Source organism: Deltaproteobacteria bacterium, from assembly GCA_016208165.1.
Classification (GTDB): Bacteria; Desulfobacterota; Desulfarculia; order JACQYL01; family JACQYL01; genus JACQYL01.
Genome location: JACQYL010000051.1, coordinates 26053 through 45285 on the forward strand (window position 1 = coordinate 26053; position 19233 = coordinate 45285).

Sequence of the window (19233 nt, forward strand, 5' to 3'; positions counted from 1 at the left end):
AAAGGCCCGATTCCTCAGGGCTGCACATGTGCTGTTTGAGGCCGTTCCCCAAGCATCTTGTAGACCTTGGGAAAGTACTTTTGCTCGGTATGGGGCAGAAACATGCTTGCTACGTAGTGGTCCATATACCGGGGTGTTTCGCTCAGCTCGAAATTGGTGATCCGTGATACCGTCTCTTTCACGTCAATACGAACTTCGTTGCTGAGGGAGGCCATCTTGGCGCCCAACAGGGCGCCATTGCCGACGAACACAAAACGGTCCAGGTCGAGTTCGGGCAACAGACCTATGGTAATCGCGTTTTCGAGGTTGATGTGGTATCCGAACCCCCCTGCAATGACGACCTGTTCCAAGTCTTCCATGGTCAGACCCACCCCCTCGAGAAGCGTCAGATAGCCCGCAAACATGGCGCCTTTGGCTCGAATGAGGTTATCGATATCGATTTCAGTAAGTACGATATCCTCACCCGTTTGTGTGTTTTGCCCCGACGCGAGAACGAATTCGAAACACACGTCGTTCTTTCTGATTCGATCCGTGGGCAGGTCGGGGTCGAACTTGCCTTTTTCATTGATAATGCCCGTCCTCAACATGGCGGCCACCGTGTTGATGAGACCGGAGCCGCAAATACCTCGGGGCTTGCTCTTGCCAACGGTTACCAGCATGGGTTCATAGGTCTGCGGGTGGATCAGGATTTCCTCGATGGCGCCCAGACTCGCGCGCATGCCGTGCTTGATTCCTCCGCCCTCGAAAGCCGGACCCGCCGAACATGCGGCGCAGACCATCCAGTCCTTGTTACCCACCACAATCTCTCCGTTGGTGCCCAGGTCGATGAACAACGTGAGCTTTTCCGATCTGTGGACTCCCGATCCTACGACCCCGGACACAATGTCCCCGCCCACATAAGAGGCGATGGCGGGAAAAACCACGGCCAGCACGTCACGCGGGACACCGATGCCGAGGTTGGCCGCCCGGACCGGTGGGAAATAGTTAGCCGTGGGAACGTACGGCCGGAGCCGTATGTACTGCGGGTCCACGCCGAGCAGCAGTTGGGTCATCGTGGTGTTCCCCGCCAGATTGATCCGGGTAATGTCATGAATGGATACTTTACTCTTGCGCAGAAGCACTTCGATGATGGAGTTGATGTTGGATACCACGAGTTCCTGCATCTTCTGGAGCCCGCCCGGACGGGAGGCGTAGTTGATTCTGGAAATCACATCCTCGCCGTATCCGATCTGAGAATTGTACTCTCCGTGCTCGGCCATAACTTCGCCGGTCGTCACGTTCATGAGCGCCCCCCAAACCGTGGTGGTGCCCACGTCAACAGCCACGTGGTAGTTGTGGTCGGAGCGGTCGCCGGATTCCACACTCACCAGATGAACCCGCTGATGTTCGAGACGAGGCGCGAAAGCCACTACGGCCGTTACTTCAAAATCGTTTTTTCGCAAGGTTTGAGGCAGCTTACGGATCACCTCGATGTCCACCAGCACATTGTGTACGTTGTGCTGTTCGGCAAGGGCTCGAAGCAGTCGTGAGACGTCGCTGGACTGATCCTGGATCGACGGCGGCGTTACTTTAACCCGCAGTTTTTGAGTGGGCGGATTAAGTCGGTTTTCCTCGATCAGTTTTGCCAGGCCGAAATCCTGAATGGTCCGGTAGGCATTCTTCGAGGTCGCCAACAGATTCAGTGTCTTGCTATCCAGTGCGGCTTCCGGCGGCAGGTGAACCGTGACGTTGCTCTGTACTGTCGAGATACAAGCCTGACGTACTCCGGCCGCGTACTCTGAATCCGAGATGAATTGAGTCTTGGGAGACTCCACCTCTCCTTCGTCCAAAATAATCCGGCACTTTCCGCAAACTCCCGCCCCGCCGCAAGAGGCGTTCAGGTGGATTCCGGCCTGAATAGCGGCATCGAGAATGGTCTGGCCTTTCCGGACATCGACTGAGATATCGACGGGTAAAAAGCGTACAGAGACCGTCATGCAGATTCTCTTTTCATAAGGACACGGGGTCTTGCCCGGTTTTAAATGGTTTCAGGGCGCCTGAGCTGACGGCATTCCATCGAAGTCGTGAACAAAATGGATTCCATCCCCCCTCGGCTGGAATGATGCATATGGGTTCACCCTTCCGTTGGGATGAGACGCCCCCGGCGGCAGGTTCAGACTCGGAAAGGAGACTAGGCTTCGACGGCGCGTCTTCTTTCCCGCAACCGTTCTTTCATGAGTTCATTGATTACGCATTGGGTCCGGAATTTGCAATACAATTCGGGGTCCATGCAAGACGGGTCCGAATGCAGGCACTCCCGGCACAGCCCGGTCTGATGTTTCTGGCACGACACGAAAGCATCCCTGTCCGGGTGATTTCTGCAACCCGCCATCTACATGGCCCTCCGATACTGCCCCCCGACCTCATACAATGCTTTGGTGATCTGACCCAAGGAACAGATGCGCGTGGTCTTCATCAATTCTTCGAAGATGTTGCCTCCGGTGAGGGCCGTCTCCTTGAGCCGTTCGAGGGCCGGAGGGGTTTCCTCCGCGTGCATTGAGTGAAATTCATGTAATCGCTTGAGTTGATTTTGTTTTTCCTCTTCCGTAGCGCGGGTCAGTTCCACGAGACAGAATTCCTCTTCACCCTCGGTAGCGTGTGGACTCAGGAATGTATTCACGCCGATGATCGGCAGTTCTCCCGTATGCTTTCGCGCCTCGTACACCAGGGATTCTTCCTGGATCTTGCTGCGCTGGTAACCGGTCTCCATGGCTCCAAGGACACCGCCGCGCTCGGTGAGCCGGTCGAATTCCTCAAGCACGGCCTCTTCCACCAGCTTCGTCAATTCTTCCACGATGAAACTGCCCTGATAGGGGTTTTCGTTTTTGGCCAGCCCCCACTCCCGATTGATGATCAATTGAATGGCGAGCGCCCTTCGGACGGACTCCTCCGAGGGGGTCGTAATCGCTTCATCGTAGGCGTTCGTATGCAACGAATTGCAGTTGTCGTAAATGGCGCACAATGCCTGAAGAGTGGTCCGAATATCGTTGAAATTCACCTCCAGGGAATGCAACGAACGGCCGGACGTTTGGATATGATACTTCAGCATCTGGGAACGTTCCGCCCCTCCGTACTTCTTCTTCATGGCAATAGCCCATATTCGCCGGGCAACGCGCCCGATAACGGTGTATTCGGCGTCCATTCCGTTGGAGAAGAAGAAGGACAGATTCGGGGCAAAGGAGTCGATGTGCATGCCGCGGCTCAAGTAGTACTCAACGTAGGTGAATCCGTTGGCCATTGTGAACGCCAGTTGGGTGATGGGATTGGCCCCCGCCTCGGCGATATGGTATCCGGAAATGGAAACCGAATAGTAGTTTCGCACGTTGTGATCGATGAAGTACTGCTGAATATCGCCCATCATGCGCAGTGCGAACTCGATGGAAAAGATGCAGGTGTTTTGGCCCTGATCTTCCTTGAGAACATCGGCCTGGACCGTACCCCGGATGTTTTGAAGTACCGATGCCTTCATTTTTTCGAGTTCTTCGGGTGTGGGAGTCCGTCCTTGTTCGCTCTGGAATGCGGCCACCTGCTGGTCTAAGGCCGCGTTGAAAAACATGGCCAACATGATGGGAGCGGGCCCGTTAATGGTCATGGAGACGCTGGTGTTGGGAGCGCAAAGATCGAAACCGCCGTACAGGACTCTGACATCGTCAAGCGTGCAGACGCTGACACCGGAATTGCCCACTTTTCCATAGATATCCGGTCGGGTATCCGGGTCCTGTCCGTATAACGTGACGGAATCGAAGGCCGTGCTGAGTCGCTTGGCCTCGCTGTTCCTCGAAAGATATTTGAACCTGCGATTCGTACGAACGGGATCGCCTTCACCGGCGAACATTCGGGTGGGGTCCTCGTCTACTCTCTTGAAGGGGAACACGCCGGCCGTGAAAGGAAATTTCCCGGGTACGTTCTCTTCCCGAAGCCAGCGGATGATTTCTCCCGGATCGCTGAACTTGGGCAGAGAGACCTTTGGGATCTTCTTTCCGGCGAGGCTGACGGTATTCAACGGGACCTTGACTTCTTTGCCCCGAACCAAATAAGCGAACTCCTCCGCGGAATACCTCTCAACCAGACGAGGCCAATCCTCTAAAAGCTTCACGGATTCCGGAGAAAGGCCTTGTTCCGCTTTTGCGATCTCTTTCTTCAACAGATCCAGGGCGCTCTGGCCGGTTTCGGCCAGAGCCTGTTCCACCTGTTTCAGCGCTTCCTTGAGAGCCCATGCCTTGCGGGCCAGATCGGACTGTTCTTCTGTTTCACGGTGATACGCCCGGACGTTTTCGCCGATCTCGGATAAGTACCGCGTTCGTTCCGCGGGGATGATGATGGACTTGCTGGAGGAGACTTTGTAACCGGATCGGGGCATCCGGGTCTTCCATTCAACTCCGAGTTTGCGTCTCGCCGTATCCAGAATGCCGTGGTATAGGGCCGTGACGCCGTCGTCGTTGAATTTGGCGGCAATGGTCCCGTATACCGGCATGGTGTCCGGGGACTGATCCCAGAGTTCATGATTCCGTTGGTATTGTTTGCGTACGTCACGTAGGGCATCCTCCGAACCCTTGCGTTCGAATTTGTTGATGGCCACCAGATCCGCAAAATCGAGCATGTCGATCTTTTCAAGCTGCGAGGCGGCTCCGAACTCGGATGTCATCACATACAGGGCAATATCCACCAATTCGGCAACGGCGGCGTCACCTTGACCGATCCCCGCCGTTTCCACGATGACCAGGTCGTATCCCGCGGCCTTCAGAACCCAAATTCCTTCACGCAATACCTCGGAAAGCTCGTTTTGGGACTGCCGAGTAGCCAGAGATCGAAGGTACACGCGCGGGTTGTTGATGGCGTTCATGCGGATGCGGTCCCCCAGCAGAGCTCCCCCGCTTTTCCTCCGAGTCGGATCCACGGCGAGAATGCCCACGGTCTTATCCGGGAAATCATATAAAAAGCGAAGGACCAGCTCGTCCGTCAATGATGACTTTCCCGAGCCCCCGGTGCCGGTGATTCCCAGTACGGGAACCGCAGCCTGTTCGGCTTTCTCGCGTAACCGGTTTCGGAGCGCCGTCAGGTGGCCGTCTTCGCCCATCAGAGTCTGCTCCATCAAGGTAATCGTACGAGCCACGTGGAGTTTTCTGTCAGGGGAGAGGCTGTCGACACTCAGGCCCGGAATGTCCTCTTTCACGGGCTTGTCAATCGACTTGAGAAGGTGGTTGATCATTCCCTGGAGACCCATTTTCCGGCCGTGGTCCGGAGAGTATATTTTACTGACGCCATACGCCTCCAGTTCCTTGATCTCTTCGGGTACGATGACGCCTCCGCCGCCGCCGAAGATCTGGATGTGCTTAGCGCCACGTTCGTTCAAAAGGTCCCTCATGTACTTGAAAAATTCGATGTGGCCGCCCTGATAGCAGCTCGCGGCTACGGCCCCGGCATCTTCGTCGATGGCCGCAGTGACAATGTCGTCAACCGAACGGTTGTGTCCCAGGTGGATGACTTCGCCGCCGCTGGCCTGCATAATCCGGCGCATGATGTTGATCGAGGCGTCGTGGCCGTCGAACAGGGATGCGGCGGTTACTATGCGGACGGGGTTCCTGAGCGTGTACGTCTGTGGATTTTGAGGCATTGGGTGTTCCTCCGCTTTCCAATGAGTCGATACCGGATCATGACGGGTAGACGACGGACCACGAACAAAGGGGCACGGCAATGTCCATAGGGGTGTCGTTCAGTCAATGAAATTCAGTATCATCTCAGTCTGGGTCTTGGTATATTCTCCCAGTGTAAAATTCCGATGTAAGGACCATCTCCGGAAGGTCCACATGTGCCCTAAGACGGCTATGGTATGCGCTATGATGGTTAGCGTCTTTCCGTCCCTGATCTTAATGGCGCCGGTTTCAACGCCCTGCTCCAGGATGTCTCGGAAAATGTGGGTAATGCGCTCCTCGTCTTGCAGCACGTATCGCAGCGAATCGGGAGGCAACGAATTGGTTTCCTGGTAGATGAGGAGGATCATATCGGCCATCTCGTCGCAAACCTGGAAGTACTCGTTGATGGCCTGTTCGAGTTGGGTTCTGCCGTTGCTTTGAGTGTGAATGTTCTTCTCGAGCCGCTCGCGGATGGCGGCGTGGATCGTTTCACAGACGAGGTACAGCACGTCTTCTTTGGATTGAATGTATTCGTACAGGCTTCCGATGCTCAGACCGGAAACGCGGGCGATTTCTCTTGTAGTGGTTTTGTGGAATCCTTTATCAACGAAAAGTCGGACGGCCGCGTCGACGATTTGGCGACGACGTTTTTCCACAAGGCTGGGGTCCTTGACGAGGGTGGGGATGTCTCTCTTGTGCGCCGGCTGGTCTTGCATGGGTCCTCGATTCTGACTGAACGCTCGCTCAGATCAAAACCAGTTTACCTGCTGAGGATTCCGGAGTCAATGCTTTCTTGCCGAAGGAAGCGCGCAATGATGTAAAAAGCTCTTCACCGGGCGGGGTGTGCAACCGATGCCCTCGTTTGGCGATCGGGAACGGACGGGTCCAACCATCGCTTGGCGGCAATCCGGCGACATCGCATCCGTTGCTGTCAGCACCTGGATATCCGCACCTCCAGACTCGGGTCTCCCATCACGTCCGCTCGACCTGAATTCCTCGATATCTCGAGGCGTCCGCTGCTTCCGAACAAAGCTGCCAGAGATCCCGGCGGCGCACTCGAATAAGACGTCTTTAAGCCTTCGAGCGTATGCTCTCCCCAATGAACTTGAAACGGCTCACGCAAGTGGGCCTTCTCCAGATGCATACCCGAAATATTCGTGATCAGATTTCCGAAACGGTCTATGTGGATGATCGATCCTCGAATACACCCCTCTCGCACGGCAGGCTCCGGTATATCCAGATACACCATGGACTTCAGAGGACTCCCCATTTCCTCGAGAGGTGCGCCCATAGCCAGATGGGCCCCCACGGGGGCAAACACGTCCCGTCCGTGAAAGGTCGAACTCACCTCGTTCAGGAAAAAACGTTTCTCACGAAGTTGAAAGATCTCGACACTGTCACACGCTCGAACCGCTAGAGTGAACAGGCCGTTGTCCGGCCCGACAAAAATCCCGGATTCCGTTCGAATGCCGATAGGCTTGCGTTCGGACCCTACTCCGGGGTCGACCACGGCAACGTGTACGGCGTGTTCCGGGAAGAAAGCGGAGGCGGTCTCGATCGCCATTGCGCCGCACATGATGTCCTGAGGAGGTATTTCATGCGTGATATCGACCACATTTACGCGCGCATGGATAGATAGAATGACGCCCTTCATGGCCCCGACATATCCGTCGGATGTGCCAAAATCCGTGGTCAGGGTGACTATCGGGTTGTTCACGGGGTCCTCCACAATCTATATCACCGGATCATGGCGATACTTTTTTCATCCGTTTGCGATCCATTTGAGGTATATAATAACAACAGGGCGACACCGGGAATCCGATGATGGAAACCTCTGAGCCGAAGAGCCTCCGCGCCCATGTTCACGCACTTGGAGCAGGAAGAAGCGAACGATGTCTGAAGGATTCATTCGAGTCTATACTGGAAGCGGAAAGGGAAAAACCACTACGGCCTTAGGGGAGGCCCTTTCGGCTCTCGTCGACGAGCGGCGCGTATTTATTATGCAGTTCATGAAGCCCTCCCTCGGAAAGGGCGAACAGCTGCTCATGCACCGATTCCCCCTGAATCTGGTGTTTCTTCCCGTGGGGCGAACGGGGTTCATCCTCCAGCAAAAAGGTCAGGACCCACTGGATTCGATCATGGCGTTAAGAGCGCTCAATCTGGTCAGTGAAGTCATGCTTCGCGGAGTATACCACTTAATCATTCTGGATGAGATCAATATGGCCGTATGGTTCGGTCTCATACCCCCTGAAGAAGTTCTCAGATTTATTCAAAGAAAGCCTCCGGCGACGAATCTGATTCTGACGGGACGAAATTTGCATCCGAAAATCGCCGATCAGGCCCATCAAATCGTCGAACTACGGGAAATCAAGCACTATTATAGGCGGGGAATCAGAGCCCGACAGGGCATCGAGTTCTGACCGGCGCCGTCGGCTTAAAGCAGTCGTTCTCAACTCGATCTCGAGCCGGATTCGTACAGGAAATCCAATGCGGCGGTCAACAAGCGTGAGGGGATAAAACCGTACTGGATGCATTCAGGAATGGATATGCCGCCTTCGAGGGTCATGCTCAGCAAGTGCGGGAAGGATTGAAATCGGGGCCATCGAGGATTGAGAACCCAGATATAGTCTCCGTCGTCTTTGGCTTCGGCGGTCAGGTTCCTCACGGCAAACCCGCATTCTTCGCATACCAGGAGTCCGGTTGCGATGTCCAATACGTAGTAACGGTCGTTGGGAGCCGTGCATTTGATGCACATGTATTCCTCTCCGAAATGCCTGAAAAATGCGGAAATGTCGACTCTGCTTGAGTTCGTCTGATACCGAAATCCCGATTTTCGGATCTTTTAGGGAGCACATTATGCCTATTTATGAGTTCTATTGCAAAGACTGCAACCGGATCTTCAGCTTTTTCTCCGGTTCCGTGAATACGGACACGAGGCCCCGTTGCCCTAAGTGTAACGTGGTTGAGCTCGAAAGAATGATGAGCCGATTTTCGACCATACGCCGTGGCGAACGCGACGAGAGCGATTTGCCTGACCTGGACGAGAGCCGGTTAGAGAGAGCCATGGGAGAGCTTTCTCGGGACGCGGAGTCTATAGACGAGAACGATCCCAGACAGGCGGCCAAATTGATGCGCAAATTCTCTGAAGTCACGGGGATGAACTTGGGCCCCCAGTTCGAGGAAGCGTTGCACCGCCTCGAGAAGGGTGAAGATCCTGAGGCCATTGAAGAAGAGATGGGAGACCTGCTTGACCAGGATCCTTTTGCGGGCGGAGAGAGTGGTGGAGCCGGAAGAAAGCCCAAACGCCGGCCACCCTCCGTGGACGAGAAGCTCTATTTCCTTTGAACACTCGGTTCACCCGGCGCCGCCGAGGGGCGGTGGCTAAAGCGGCGGACGTTTCAGCGATAAGCCCAAATCAAAAGGGAAGGATAGCATCCAGATGGAACTGCATCTGAAAAGACAGGCTAAGAAGGCGGGGCTTCCGCCCGGTTCTCTGGTCCACGTCGGCACCCTCAAAATGGATAAAGTACGGATTACGGTAACAGAGTACAATGAAACCGAGCTTCGAGAAAATGTGGTGGAACGAGCTGATGAGTGCTTCCCTCCGGAAGAACGCGGGATCACTACCTGGATCGATATTGTGGGTCTTCACGATACGGAGGCCATAGGCAAGATCGGTCATAACTTCGGGCTCCATCCGCTTTTGGTGGAAGATGTGCTGAATACGGGCCAGAGAGCCAAAATCGAAGAATATGACGGGAGTATCTTCGTTGTTTTGAAGGTGTACTATATTGACGAAGAGACCCGTGGGGCCTCAGCGGAACAGGTGAGTGTGGTTTTCAACAGCGACACGGTCATTTCGTTTCAGGAGGGTGACCCGGACGCGTTTGAGCCGATCAGAAAACGCCTGATGAAGTCCGGCGGACGCCTCCGAACCACGCAGGCGGACTATTTGGCTTACTCGCTGATCGACGCCCTGGTCGATCACTATTTCATCGCGCTGGAGTCCTTGGGCGGCTGGATCGAAGCCGTGGAAGAAGAGCTCATGCTCGATCCGTCGGTGGAGACGATGCAAGAGATCCATCGATTGAGAAGAACCGTTCTCTTCTTGAGAAAATCGGTATGGCCCATGCGTGAACTTGCGGCCAGTCTGGAACGATCCGACACTCCGGTGATCCGGGATTCCACAAGGCTCTATTTAAGGGATTTGACCGACCATGCCGTGCAGCTCGTCGATATCATCGAGACCTTCCGGGACATGATTGCCGGCATGCAGGACATTTACCTTTCCGCCGTGAGCAACCGGATGAACGAGGTAATGAAGGTGCTGACCATTTTTGCCAGCATCTTCATTCCGTTTACCTTCGTCGCGGGCATTTATGGAATGAATTTCAAATACATGCCTGAACTTGAATGGCGGTGGAGCTACCCCGCTCTTTGGGGAGTCATACTGGTTACAGGCGTCTGTATGCTGATCTATTTCAAAAGGAAAAGATGGTTATAGCCTTTAGTCCGCGCCTATACTTCCTCCCACGGCCAGATGACGGCCAGATTCCGAAGGCTTGTCCAGACCCACTCTTCTTTATGGGCTTCCAGTGTGACAATGGGGCGAAGGCCTCTTTGCGCCAGATCCTGAAAGAAAGCATGGAAAGGAAACGACCCTTCTCCCACGGCGCGGTGTTCGTCAAAACCTCCGAGATTGTCGTGGATATGAAGTTGGCCGAGGCGAGTGTGAAGCCGCCCTACCCATTCCTCCCAAGAGGCGTGACTGAACGCCAGGCAATGTCCCGTGTCGAAACAGAACTTCAATAAGGGCGAGGGCAGCACGGCGAAAATACGTTCAAAGACCTCGGGATCCCATTCAAACACGTTTTCGATCATCAGAGGGACGCCATAGGTCGCTAATATGGGGCTGCATTCTTCCCAGAATCCGGTCCATCGTTCGACCCAGGCTTCCATTTCTTCGAGATGCAATCTGGGTTCAAACCCGAGATGGGCGACAATGGACCGCGGCCGGAACACCTCGATCAATTCCAAAACCTGAAAGATTCGGCGCCGTGAGGCGTCGCGAATGAGCGGATCCTCTGAAGCCGGGCACAAGTCCGTGAAGGGCGCGTGGATCGTTGTGTGAAGCCCGGTATCTTCCAGTTTTCGCGCCACACCGGCGAAATCCTCGAGGGTAAATCGATCCAGAGCTTGTGCCGATAGGCCGATTTCCGGATGGACATGATTCTTCAGGATGAGGTCCAGGTATAACTCGACAAGGTCCGCATAAGGGACCGCTATCTGAATTCGGTTCAATTGTCTTTCCATGGGGGACGAGTTCTCCTTGTATGAGCTGTCACTGCACGATCTGTCGCTGTCGTGGCCGGAAGGGGATGTCGGTCAAGGCGTTCGACGCGACGCCCGGTCTTTTCGGGGACTTCGAGAGCCTGGTGTTCTCATCTTTCCTTTCGGAAATCCGGTGTATGCGGAGACCGGATAAACCGCTTCCGCTCTCGGGGCGCACCCATATGAAAAGAGCTTCCCGTTGAGACCGTCAAACGCGAACCGCCTGTGTGTCAAACGCGGATGAGGGAGGCTGAGGCCCTGTGAAAATGGGTGCAGGCCTCGGGTTCGGCCGTCAATCGACTTCATCGAATATGCAGGAAACGGCCGTTGTCATCGATCCGGAAGGCAATGTGATGGATAAAGAGCCATTGAACGAGTCCGTCAGCAGCAACCGGACAGCATAGTTTTGACTGTCCACATCGTTGGATACATAGATGCCGTTCCGGTAGTTCTCGTCCAAAAATGCGACCATATCGGTCCCGTCCGTGCTCGCGATGATGAGACAGGATCCTGTCATATGTTTCTGGACAAATACCTTTATGACCCTATGGGGGTCGCTCCAGAGTCCATTTTGGGGCACGGGAAGCGGTTCCCCGATTCCCACCTGGTCGGAGCCGTTGTCCGGAGTTCCCGGAGTAACGCCGTCGTTCGGATCCTCGTCCGCACCCCCGGAATCCGATTCCCGGAGAACGACAAACGGGTCACCGTTTGCCGGGGGGGACCAGCCGGCGTCATTGCCCGCCCAGACTCTCCAGTAGTATACCGTCTCGCCCGGAGGGAAAGGACCTACTCGAACATAGGATGTTGCTCCAAAATCTTCAAAAAAGGCGAACCGGCCCTCCTGATCCCAGTCCGACCGAGTGTTGATTTCGATGCGGAACTTGGTCGCCAGGTGAGATGCGTCCCAACTGAGTTCGAGAACAGGGGACGAGACGGTCAGAGGCAAGTCAACGGCTGCTGAAACCCGGTCGACTCCCGTGAGACTGACATTGACAAACGAGAGCAGCGCGGCGACAGAAAACACGAGCAACACCCCTCTTCCGATGTGTGGCATCGTGCTTTTTGAGCGATGGAATATGGGTGACGCCATGCTGCCGTCCTCGAATGTTTCGTAGGAGTTCCATTTCGCCGATTCACAGAATTCACAAAGCCTCTTTTTCTACTAGTAGTAATATGCGGGAGACCTGTCAACCCGTTCGACTGCCCGGGGTGGCTTTCCAACATGCCCCCTCGGAAGCCGAGTAGTACCGTCCCGGGAATCACGGCGTTGGATATGCCGTGAAAGACAGGCCATACCAAATGAGTGTCGCTCGCGGAGGTGCAATTCTCGATAGGATGTTCGGCAAGTCCTGTTAGCGGCCAAAAAGAAGCCGACGGATGTTTTGTGCCTTCATCCGCCGGCCTTAGCCAGGAGAAAACGGTTAACGTCCGTGACGCCCCAGCCACCGACGGGCGTCACGGTTACTCATTCGGACCTGAGACGCGGAGCTTGGAGGACCCATCCTGCCGTTGTCTAATCCAGCCCCAACCTCCAGTAATTTTGTTTTGAAGGGAGGCCGCAAGAAGAGATGCACGGTCAGTCGAGACATTTGCCGAGCCGAATCGCCAGGCCGACCGTTAAAAGTGCATTTTTTGTGCCATCGATGCTATCTGCAACCTATTGATAATACGCATAGTTTTTTTAACTAGAATCAGAAGCTTTTCCGTGTGTGCGATATCGGCCGAATTGCGGCGAACAGTGGCCGAATCCGACCGCCTCTGGCATCCAAGAAACAGCCGTACCGCCCGGACGAGTGAGATCCCTGTACGGGTCCGTTTCCCCCCGCGGCTAACTTTTAACGAAGCATCACCAGCGCTTGCGTTCGAAGGGTCGGAAAGTCAGGGAAGTGAGATCCTCCCGGCAAAAACGCTTTCAAATCGACTCGAGTTATGGCACACTGAGCACCTTCGTAGACAAGGACCCATCCCGGGTGTGACTTTGAACATTACCACTCTTGGAGGTAGAGCGAAATGACCTTGAATTCAGCTGAAGGAATCCTTGATTTCGCTATTGAAAAAGAACAGGACGCCGTTGATTTCTATACGGAACTGGCAGGGAAAGTGGCTGCCCAGCATATGCGTGACCTGCTGCGCAGCTTCGCAAAGGAAGAGCAGCGCCATAAGGCCAAGCTTCAGGAAGTCAAGAAGGGCGGCATCCACCTTTTTGTGCCCAAGAAGGTGATGGACCTGAAGATAGCGGACTATTTGCCGGACGCGGATGTGGCCGGCGCAGCAGGGGCGGCGGAAATCGACTATCAGGATGCGCTGATCATAGCCATGAAACGGGAAAAATCGGCGTTCAAACTGTACAAGGACCTGTCCACCACAACCGAAGATGCCGATTTGAAAGAACTCTTCCTGTCGCTGGCGCAAGAAGAGGCCAAACACAAACTGTTCTTCGAGATCGAATACGACGAGCACATCTTGACCGACAACTAGCCCTGAGCACCATACGTTCGCGAAATGCGGGATGGGTTGTTCCATCGAGCGTTACATAAGGGCCTCCGGCCTGTCCTCTGTGATCGGAGCGGCCGAATGTCCGGGGACGTTGAGGTCGTTGGACGGATCGTTCTTGAAGGTTCCCCGTGGTGAATAGGAATACGGCTATTCAGGGAAGCAGGAATCCATCAACTTGAAGAAGCGGACAGCGCCGTTTCTCTGCAGGAAGCCTTGCCCGAGGCGTCGGAAGAGGCCCGGATGTTTGCCCGCGGGCCGGCGAAGGCGGGCGCCTGGAGCCCATGGCATCGTGTTCCAGGGAAAGAAGGCCTGGCAGACTGGTCTTCGAAGGCGCTTAGGGACCCAAATGGAGTCCTCCAAATGATGCAAGGGCTTCCATGCTGACGTGTCACGGTTGTACGTATCGGAAAGGAGCCGGGTGCGCCTATTACAGAAGGAGCGATCTGGAGCCTTCCAGGCGATGCCGTCACTATCGTACCGACGCCCGGCCGGGCGCCTCTCAGGAATCCTTCGAGGCGCTTTTCTTGAAGTATAGAACGGTCTTTCCCAGACCCCGTTGACCCTGCTTTCAGAGGATTTCCCTTTTTCGTTTTTCACTTGAAACTCAGCTACATTCCGCATAAAGTACAAGGATATTGTATACAAAAACGTTGCGTTTCCCGCCCGATTTCGTATGATCTTAACCAGAAATGTCAAAGAATCGAGCATCATGTCCGAAGACTATTTGAAGGCGTTGAAAAAGAAAACCGCCCGCACGGCCCAAACCTATTTTGAGGGTTACACAGGCGAACGGCCCTTTGATTTGTGGTCCTCGTTCGACAAGGGTTTGGGTATGGATCTGTCTTTGTTCATCACGGGGCAGATGTACGCGCGTGAGCGCATTCCACATCAGACGCGCCAGATGGTTGCGGTGGCCGCGCTGACGGCTCTCGAACGCACTGAAGAGTTGCGGCTGCACTTGCATGCCGCCCTGAACGTGGGCTGTTCGCCCCGAGAATTGGCTGAAGTTATTTTTCAGGTTGGCGTCTATGCAGGTATGCCCGTTGTGAACGCCGGTTTGAAAACGCTGAAGTCCCTTCTCGAAGAGCGAGGTGAATGGCCTTTATCCGAAGAGGACTGAGTCCTTTTAACGCTTCGGGTATACTCCGCGATTACCATGAAACCGGATCTGTTCGGAGAAGCGGACATGGTCTCCGGCCGCTCGGGAGCGAACGCGCTTCCACGGGAGGCTCAGGAGACGAGCTTTCGCCGGGGGTTCGGTTTGATCCTTTGAACGCAAACCGCGTTTTTTCATGGAGGCTCCCCGCATGCAAGGACCCATGCGATCTGTACGGCAGTTGTGCTTGGATGGACTGGACCTGGGGCAAGAGATATGCCACTGGGAAGATGGCGCGTCCTATCTCTATCGTATACCGCTCCGTTTTCGGGGAAAGAATGGAACTCTGATTTGTTACTCGAATCCTCCGGTGCACCAGGTCGGCAATCCGGGCCTTGATGCCTATTTGAGCGCCCTGGAAGACCTGTCCATGGATCGGGCGGAAATGGATTTCCTTCTTCTCTATGGCGCCAATGATCCGGTGCATGCCGGGGGCGACTTGAAAGAGTCGCTACGCCGCCTGGAAACGACCCTGGAGCACAGAAGGGAACTCGAGGCGCGGAACGCGCCTGCGGAGCAAATCGAACTTCTTTTTAAATGGGCGGACGACCGTCTTAAGAAGGGACTGGCCCTATACAGGGGCATGCGCAGCCTGGCGGAGGGCATGAGAATCGTGGCCGTTTGCGGAGGGGGTTCCCGGTATGGCGGATCGGCCGAGATAGCGCTAATGGCGGACGTGATCGTCGGCGATTCACGTTCGGCGATGTGCTTTAGCGAAGCTCAAATCGGATTGATTCCGGGTTGGGCGGGCATGGGTCGCGTCATAACGAAGGCCGGAACGGGTAATGCCGAAGCCATGGCGCTCACGGCGCGAGAAACATCCTCCCGGGACCTACTGGCCATTGGTATCTATAACGAAGTCGTGGACGTATCGGATCCCCTGCCGCGTATGAAGAACACGGGCGACCGCGCAAGAGACAAGCAGGACTACATGGAAGCGCTCCAGGCCAACGACGATTCCACAGGCGGGAAGTTGCTGCCCCGGGCTTTCGAGTTGGCCGTTATTTCCGGCGAGCATATTCCTTTGCCGGCTCCCGGACAACGCAAGATCCTGGCATCGGATGCCGACATAAGGAAGGAAGTGAACCGGCGCAAGGACCCCCTCCAGTATTCCAACTCGTGGGGTAAAACGCTCAAAGAGGCTGCGTCTCAATTGGAGACACTCGGTCGCCCGCTCGCTCCCCAATCCATCGAGGCGATGGAGGAGTTGATGAGCGCAGTGGACCAGGCTGCTTTCGAAGAAGATGCGTTCGTCGAGAAAGAGATGCTCGCTGACGCGGCCTTATATAGAGATCCTCGTCTTCTTTCAGGCATAGTAGCCACGTTGGAACAAAAAGTGGCGGACTTCAGGGAGGTATGATTCATGCGGCAGTATTTTCAGAATATGGCGCCTATAGGCAAGCCCCTCAAAGAAAAAGAAATCCGGAAAATGGAAGCGAACGCGGCCCGGATCAAGGAGGTCGAGGCCCAGGTAAACGAAGCCATTGAGAAGGTCCGGAATGCGGGTCTCCCCGCCGAAAAGATCAGGCAGCGCGGCGAACAAACGGCGTTCGAACGCCTCGAGCAACTGGTGGATCCCGGCACCTGGCTGCCTATGAACTCACTCTACGATCCCGAATTCAACCAGGAGGGCAGCACCGGCGTCATCAACGGTCTGGGACGGATTTCAGGACGTTATGCTTCCATCATTGCTTCCGACAACAAAGTGCTGGCGGGCGCCTGGGTTCCCGGCCAAATGGAAAACATTTTTCGGGCGCAAGACATGGCCGAACAACTGCACATCCCTCTGGTGTGGGTTTTGAACTGTTCAGGCGTCAAACTGACGGAGCAGGAGGAGGTCTATGCCGGAAGACGATCCGGAGGCCGCACCTTTTTCCGCCACGATGAACTGATTCAGAAAGGAATTCCGGTCATCTGCGGCATTTTTGGAACCAATCCGGCCGGCGGCGGGTACCACGGCATCAGTCCGTCCATTATTTTCGCCCATGAGAAAGCCAACATGGCCGTGGGAGGAGGCGGGATCGTAAGTGGAATGAGCCCGAAAGGGTCCTTCGACCTCGAGGGGGCGGAGCAGATCATCCAAGCCACACGCGCCTTCAAGGAGGAACCTCCGGGAGGAGTCAAAATCCATTACGATCATACGGGGTTTTTCAGAAAGAAATTTGACACGGAAGAAGGCGTACTGAACGCCATCAAGCAATGCATGCAAGGCATGCCGCAGTACGATGCCGAATATTTCCGTGTTGACGAGCCGCGGTCTCCCAAATACGCGCCCGGGGAACTCGATTATGTGGTGGCGTTCAACCAGAAGATGACCTATTCCATCGAGCAGGTTCTGGCGCGCTTCCTGGACAACAGCGACCACATGGAATATCGACCCGACTTTGGTCCCGAAGTGTACTGCGGGTTGGCTAAAATGGATGGTTTTCCGGTGGGCGTGATTGCCAACCGGCAGGGCTTCCTGCCCAAGGGCTATCCCGAGTATGCACCCTATCCCGGCGTAGGCGGCAAGCTTTACCGACAGGGACTGATCAAGATGAACGAACTGGTCACTCTCTGCGGTCGCGATCGAATCCCCATGATCTGGCTCCAGGACACATCGGGCATCGATGTCGGCGATATTGCCGAGAAAGCCGAACTTTTGGGGCTGGGACAGTCTCTCATCTATTCCATCGAACATTCGCTGGTTCCCATGATGTGTGTCGTTCTCCGCAAAGGTACGGCAGCAGCCCACTACATCATGGGAGGCCCGCAGGCTACTCGGAACAACGCCTTTACACTGGGCGCGCCCACCACCGAAATCTACGTAATGCACGGCGAGACCGCTTCGGTGGCCGCATTTGCCCGCCGGCTTGTCAAGGAAAAGGACGCTGGAAAGGATCTGAAGCCGGTCATAGATAAAATGAACGCATTGGCTCAGCAGTACTATGATCAGTCTCGACCCGTGTACTGCGCCCAGCGAGGATTCGTCGACGAGATCGTTCCCCTCGCCGGGATGAGGGATTACGCAGTGGGTTTTGTCAGAAGTGCGTACCAGAATCCTCTCAGCGTGTGTCCGCACCACCAGATGCTGCTTCCCCGCTCTATACGCGGCTGAGGGATTCAGCGGCCGAGGTTGTTCCGGGCGCCGCGGGAAACGCTGTCGAAAAGGCCTCCTCGGATTCGTTGACTCAAACCCCGCTTCGAAGAGCGTTTCGGAGGGGCGAGTCGGAAGTCGTTCGCTGCTGCGGGACGACTTTCGGCAAACCAAAAGGAGTAGGAGAATGCCAGGTAAACGATTACAGCTCCCCAAATCCGTCGAGATCGGGGACATTACGGTTCGCGATGGCTTTCAATCTCTTGAACACTATTTTTCCGTCGAGGAAAAAGTACGTCTGACGGAAATGCTCGTGTCGGCCGGACTCAAACACATCGAGGTTACCAATTTCGGACATCCCAAGTTCCTGCCCCAGTTCAAGGATGCCGAAGACCTGTTGCTGGGCATGTTCAACAGCGAGAAAATCGGTCCCATGCTTCGGGCCAATGGAGGCGACGTTTGGGTTACCGCGGTGACCATTAATGAGAAGGCCGTGGTGAGGGCCCTGGACTTCAAGGCCAAGCACGGCGTGGGTGTGGATTACCTTCTCCAGATGGTGTCCACGGATCCGGCCCATCACCAGACGAACTCCGGGATGGCTCTGGATGATTATTGGAAGATGACCGAAAGATGCACCAAGATGGCCGCCGAACAGGGCATAGGAATGTGCGGAACGGTGAGCACTATCTGGGGCAGTCCCATCGAGGGAAGCCGGGTGACCGACCTCCGGACGGGCGTCGAGTTTTCGAAGATCTATCTCGATCTAGGGGCGTCCTACATCGAACAGGCGGATCACGACGGTTCCGGAGATCCTCAGAGGGTCTACGAGTACTTCACCATGATCTTGGATCCCGCGCTCATGGGAAAGTGGGCGGATCCCAAGTATCACCTGGCGCATTTTCACACGAGCCGCGGCATGGGGCTCTCGAATGTGCTCGCCGCCCTGATGGCGGGGATCTATCGATTCGAGTCCACATTGAGCGGCATTGGCGGGCAGCCCGCGAATCTGGTCGACGGATCCCTGATCCGGGGAACCGGCAAGTACTATCATAAGGAACACCTTCTCAGCGGTCTGGTCGGTACCGAAGACGTGGTCGTGATGCTCGAGAGTATGGGGGTCAAAACCGGCATAGACGTAAAGAAGCTGCTGGAAACAGGTCGGGTGTTTCGTGACGAGTATCTCCGCATAACTCCGAAACAGATGGACCAAATGCTTCAGACGGTCCAAACCTTCAGCGGAATCCCAAGGGAACGTCTCCTGGGCCTCGGAGAGGGCAAAGAATCGGTGGACGGACTGGCGGAGGAGGCTCTGAAGCACGTGGCGCAGCCGGAAGAGGACGTGCAGCTGGTGAAAGATAATCTGGAATTGCTTTTTCACTCTCTGGATATCTATGTTCGCACGGGAAGCTGGGGTGTTTCCCGGGCGGAAACGCTCGTGTCCGGAGTACCTCCGGCTCCCCCGTTAGCTCACTTGCTGTAACAGAAGGAGTAGAAGGGCTCGG

At 55.3% G+C, this 19233-nt stretch carries 16 protein-coding genes; 8 read left to right on the top strand and 8 right to left on the bottom strand.

Features of this window, described 5'->3' with window-relative positions; all coding sequences use genetic code 11:
• Nucleotides 1-14: 14 nt before the first annotated feature.
• From HY788_10750 to HY788_10770, 5 genes are all read right to left on the bottom strand, one after another.
• Nucleotides 15-1976, bottom strand: a complete 1962-nt coding sequence (locus HY788_10750) for a DUF4445 domain-containing protein (protein ID MBI4774639.1) — start codon at nt 1974-1976, stop codon at nt 15-17.
• A gap of 194 nt (nt 1977-2170) precedes the next feature.
• A complete protein-coding gene (locus HY788_10755) occupies nt 2171-2371 on the bottom strand; it encodes a hypothetical protein (protein MBI4774640.1) in 201 nt (66 codons plus the stop codon).
• Nucleotides 2372-5653: a cobalamin B12-binding domain-containing protein gene (locus HY788_10760; protein ID MBI4774641.1), complete on the bottom strand. Its 3282-nt coding sequence runs from the start codon at nt 5651-5653 to the stop codon at nt 2372-2374.
• Nucleotides 5654-5752: 99 nt separating this feature from the next.
• Entirely contained in the window at nt 5753-6388 is a 636-nt protein-coding gene (locus tag HY788_10765; protein ID MBI4774642.1) for a TetR/AcrR family transcriptional regulator, read from the bottom strand.
• Nucleotides 6389-6603: 215 nt separating this feature from the next.
• Complete coding sequence (locus HY788_10770) at nt 6604-7389, bottom strand: SAM-dependent chlorinase/fluorinase (GenBank protein ID MBI4774643.1); 786 nt, start codon at nt 7387-7389, stop codon at nt 6604-6606.
• 175 nt (nt 7390-7564) lie between these two features.
• Between HY788_10770 and HY788_10775 the strand changes: the two genes are divergently transcribed.
• A complete protein-coding gene (locus HY788_10775) occupies nt 7565-8092 on the top strand; it encodes a cob(I)yrinic acid a,c-diamide adenosyltransferase (GenBank protein MBI4774644.1) in 528 nt (175 codons plus the stop codon).
• A gap of 29 nt (nt 8093-8121) precedes the next feature.
• On the opposite strand, the gene HY788_10780 is transcribed toward HY788_10775, so the two are convergent.
• Nucleotides 8122-8427, bottom strand: a complete 306-nt coding sequence (locus HY788_10780; GenBank protein MBI4774645.1) for a hypothetical protein — start codon at nt 8425-8427, stop codon at nt 8122-8124.
• A 101-nt stretch (nt 8428-8528) separates the two neighbouring features.
• Between HY788_10780 and HY788_10785 the strand changes: the two genes are divergently transcribed.
• Both HY788_10785 and corA read left to right on the top strand, forming a co-directional pair.
• Nucleotides 8529-9017, top strand: a complete 489-nt coding sequence (locus HY788_10785) for a zinc ribbon domain-containing protein (protein MBI4774646.1) — start codon at nt 8529-8531, stop codon at nt 9015-9017.
• A 94-nt stretch (nt 9018-9111) separates the two neighbouring features.
• A complete protein-coding gene (gene corA, locus HY788_10790; protein MBI4774647.1) occupies nt 9112-10176 on the top strand; it encodes a magnesium/cobalt transporter CorA in 1065 nt (354 codons plus the stop codon).
• A 14-nt stretch (nt 10177-10190) separates the two neighbouring features.
• Here the strand turns inward: corA and HY788_10795 are convergent, their stop codons facing one another.
• Both HY788_10795 and HY788_10800 read right to left on the bottom strand, forming a co-directional pair.
• Nucleotides 10191-10985, bottom strand: a complete 795-nt coding sequence (locus HY788_10795; GenBank protein ID MBI4774648.1) for a sugar phosphate isomerase/epimerase — start codon at nt 10983-10985, stop codon at nt 10191-10193.
• A gap of 310 nt (nt 10986-11295) precedes the next feature.
• Nucleotides 11296-12093: a hypothetical protein gene (locus HY788_10800; GenBank protein MBI4774649.1), complete on the bottom strand. Its 798-nt coding sequence runs from the start codon at nt 12091-12093 to the stop codon at nt 11296-11298.
• A 920-nt stretch (nt 12094-13013) separates the two neighbouring features.
• Between HY788_10800 and HY788_10805 the strand changes: the two genes are divergently transcribed.
• From HY788_10805 to HY788_10825, 5 genes are all read left to right on the top strand, one after another.
• The gene (locus tag HY788_10805) at nt 13014-13481 is read left to right on the top strand and encodes a ferritin family protein (protein ID MBI4774650.1); all 468 of its coding nucleotides are present in this window, start codon (nt 13014-13016) and stop codon (nt 13479-13481) included.
• Nucleotides 13482-14208: 727 nt separating this feature from the next.
• Nucleotides 14209-14619, top strand: a complete 411-nt coding sequence (locus HY788_10810; protein ID MBI4774651.1) for a carboxymuconolactone decarboxylase family protein — start codon at nt 14209-14211, stop codon at nt 14617-14619.
• A gap of 187 nt (nt 14620-14806) precedes the next feature.
• Nucleotides 14807-16015: an enoyl-CoA hydratase/isomerase family protein gene (locus HY788_10815; protein ID MBI4774652.1), complete on the top strand. Its 1209-nt coding sequence runs from the start codon at nt 14807-14809 to the stop codon at nt 16013-16015.
• Nucleotides 16016-16018: 3 nt separating this feature from the next.
• The gene (locus HY788_10820) at nt 16019-17752 is read left to right on the top strand and encodes a glutaconyl-CoA decarboxylase subunit alpha (protein MBI4774653.1); all 1734 of its coding nucleotides are present in this window, start codon (nt 16019-16021) and stop codon (nt 17750-17752) included.
• A 166-nt stretch (nt 17753-17918) separates the two neighbouring features.
• Entirely contained in the window at nt 17919-19211 is a 1293-nt protein-coding gene (locus tag HY788_10825) for a pyruvate carboxyltransferase (protein ID MBI4774654.1), read from the top strand.
• Nucleotides 19212-19233: the final 22 nt, after the last annotated feature.

Bases quoted from the DNA above. Each gene is read 5' to 3' on its own strand.
- HY788_10750 (MBI4774639.1), bottom strand. From the start codon at position 1,976: ATGACGGTCTCTGTACGCTTTTTACCCGTCGATATCTCAGTCGATGTC.
- HY788_10755 (MBI4774640.1), bottom strand. From the start codon at position 2,371: ATGGCGGGTTGCAGAAATCACCCGGACAGGGATGCTTTCGTGTCGTGC.
- HY788_10760 (MBI4774641.1), bottom strand. From the start codon at position 5,653: ATGCCTCAAAATCCACAGACGTACACGCTCAGGAACCCCGTCCGCATA.
- HY788_10765 (MBI4774642.1), bottom strand. From the start codon at position 6,388: ATGCAAGACCAGCCGGCGCACAAGAGAGACATCCCCACCCTCGTCAAG.
- HY788_10775 (MBI4774644.1), top strand. From the start codon at position 7,565: ATGTCTGAAGGATTCATTCGAGTCTATACTGGAAGCGGAAAGGGAAAA.
- HY788_10780 (MBI4774645.1), bottom strand. From the start codon at position 8,427: ATGTGCATCAAATGCACGGCTCCCAACGACCGTTACTACGTATTGGAC.
- HY788_10785 (MBI4774646.1), top strand. From the start codon at position 8,529: ATGCCTATTTATGAGTTCTATTGCAAAGACTGCAACCGGATCTTCAGC.
- corA (MBI4774647.1), top strand. From the start codon at position 9,112: ATGGAACTGCATCTGAAAAGACAGGCTAAGAAGGCGGGGCTTCCGCCC.
- HY788_10795 (MBI4774648.1), bottom strand. From the start codon at position 10,985: ATGGAAAGACAATTGAACCGAATTCAGATAGCGGTCCCTTATGCGGAC.
- HY788_10800 (MBI4774649.1), bottom strand. From the start codon at position 12,093: ATGGCGTCACCCATATTCCATCGCTCAAAAAGCACGATGCCACACATC.
- HY788_10805 (MBI4774650.1), top strand. From the start codon at position 13,014: ATGACCTTGAATTCAGCTGAAGGAATCCTTGATTTCGCTATTGAAAAA.
- HY788_10810 (MBI4774651.1), top strand. From the start codon at position 14,209: ATGTCCGAAGACTATTTGAAGGCGTTGAAAAAGAAAACCGCCCGCACG.
- HY788_10815 (MBI4774652.1), top strand. From the start codon at position 14,807: ATGCAAGGACCCATGCGATCTGTACGGCAGTTGTGCTTGGATGGACTG.
- HY788_10820 (MBI4774653.1), top strand. From the start codon at position 16,019: ATGCGGCAGTATTTTCAGAATATGGCGCCTATAGGCAAGCCCCTCAAA.
- HY788_10825 (MBI4774654.1), top strand. From the start codon at position 17,919: ATGCCAGGTAAACGATTACAGCTCCCCAAATCCGTCGAGATCGGGGAC.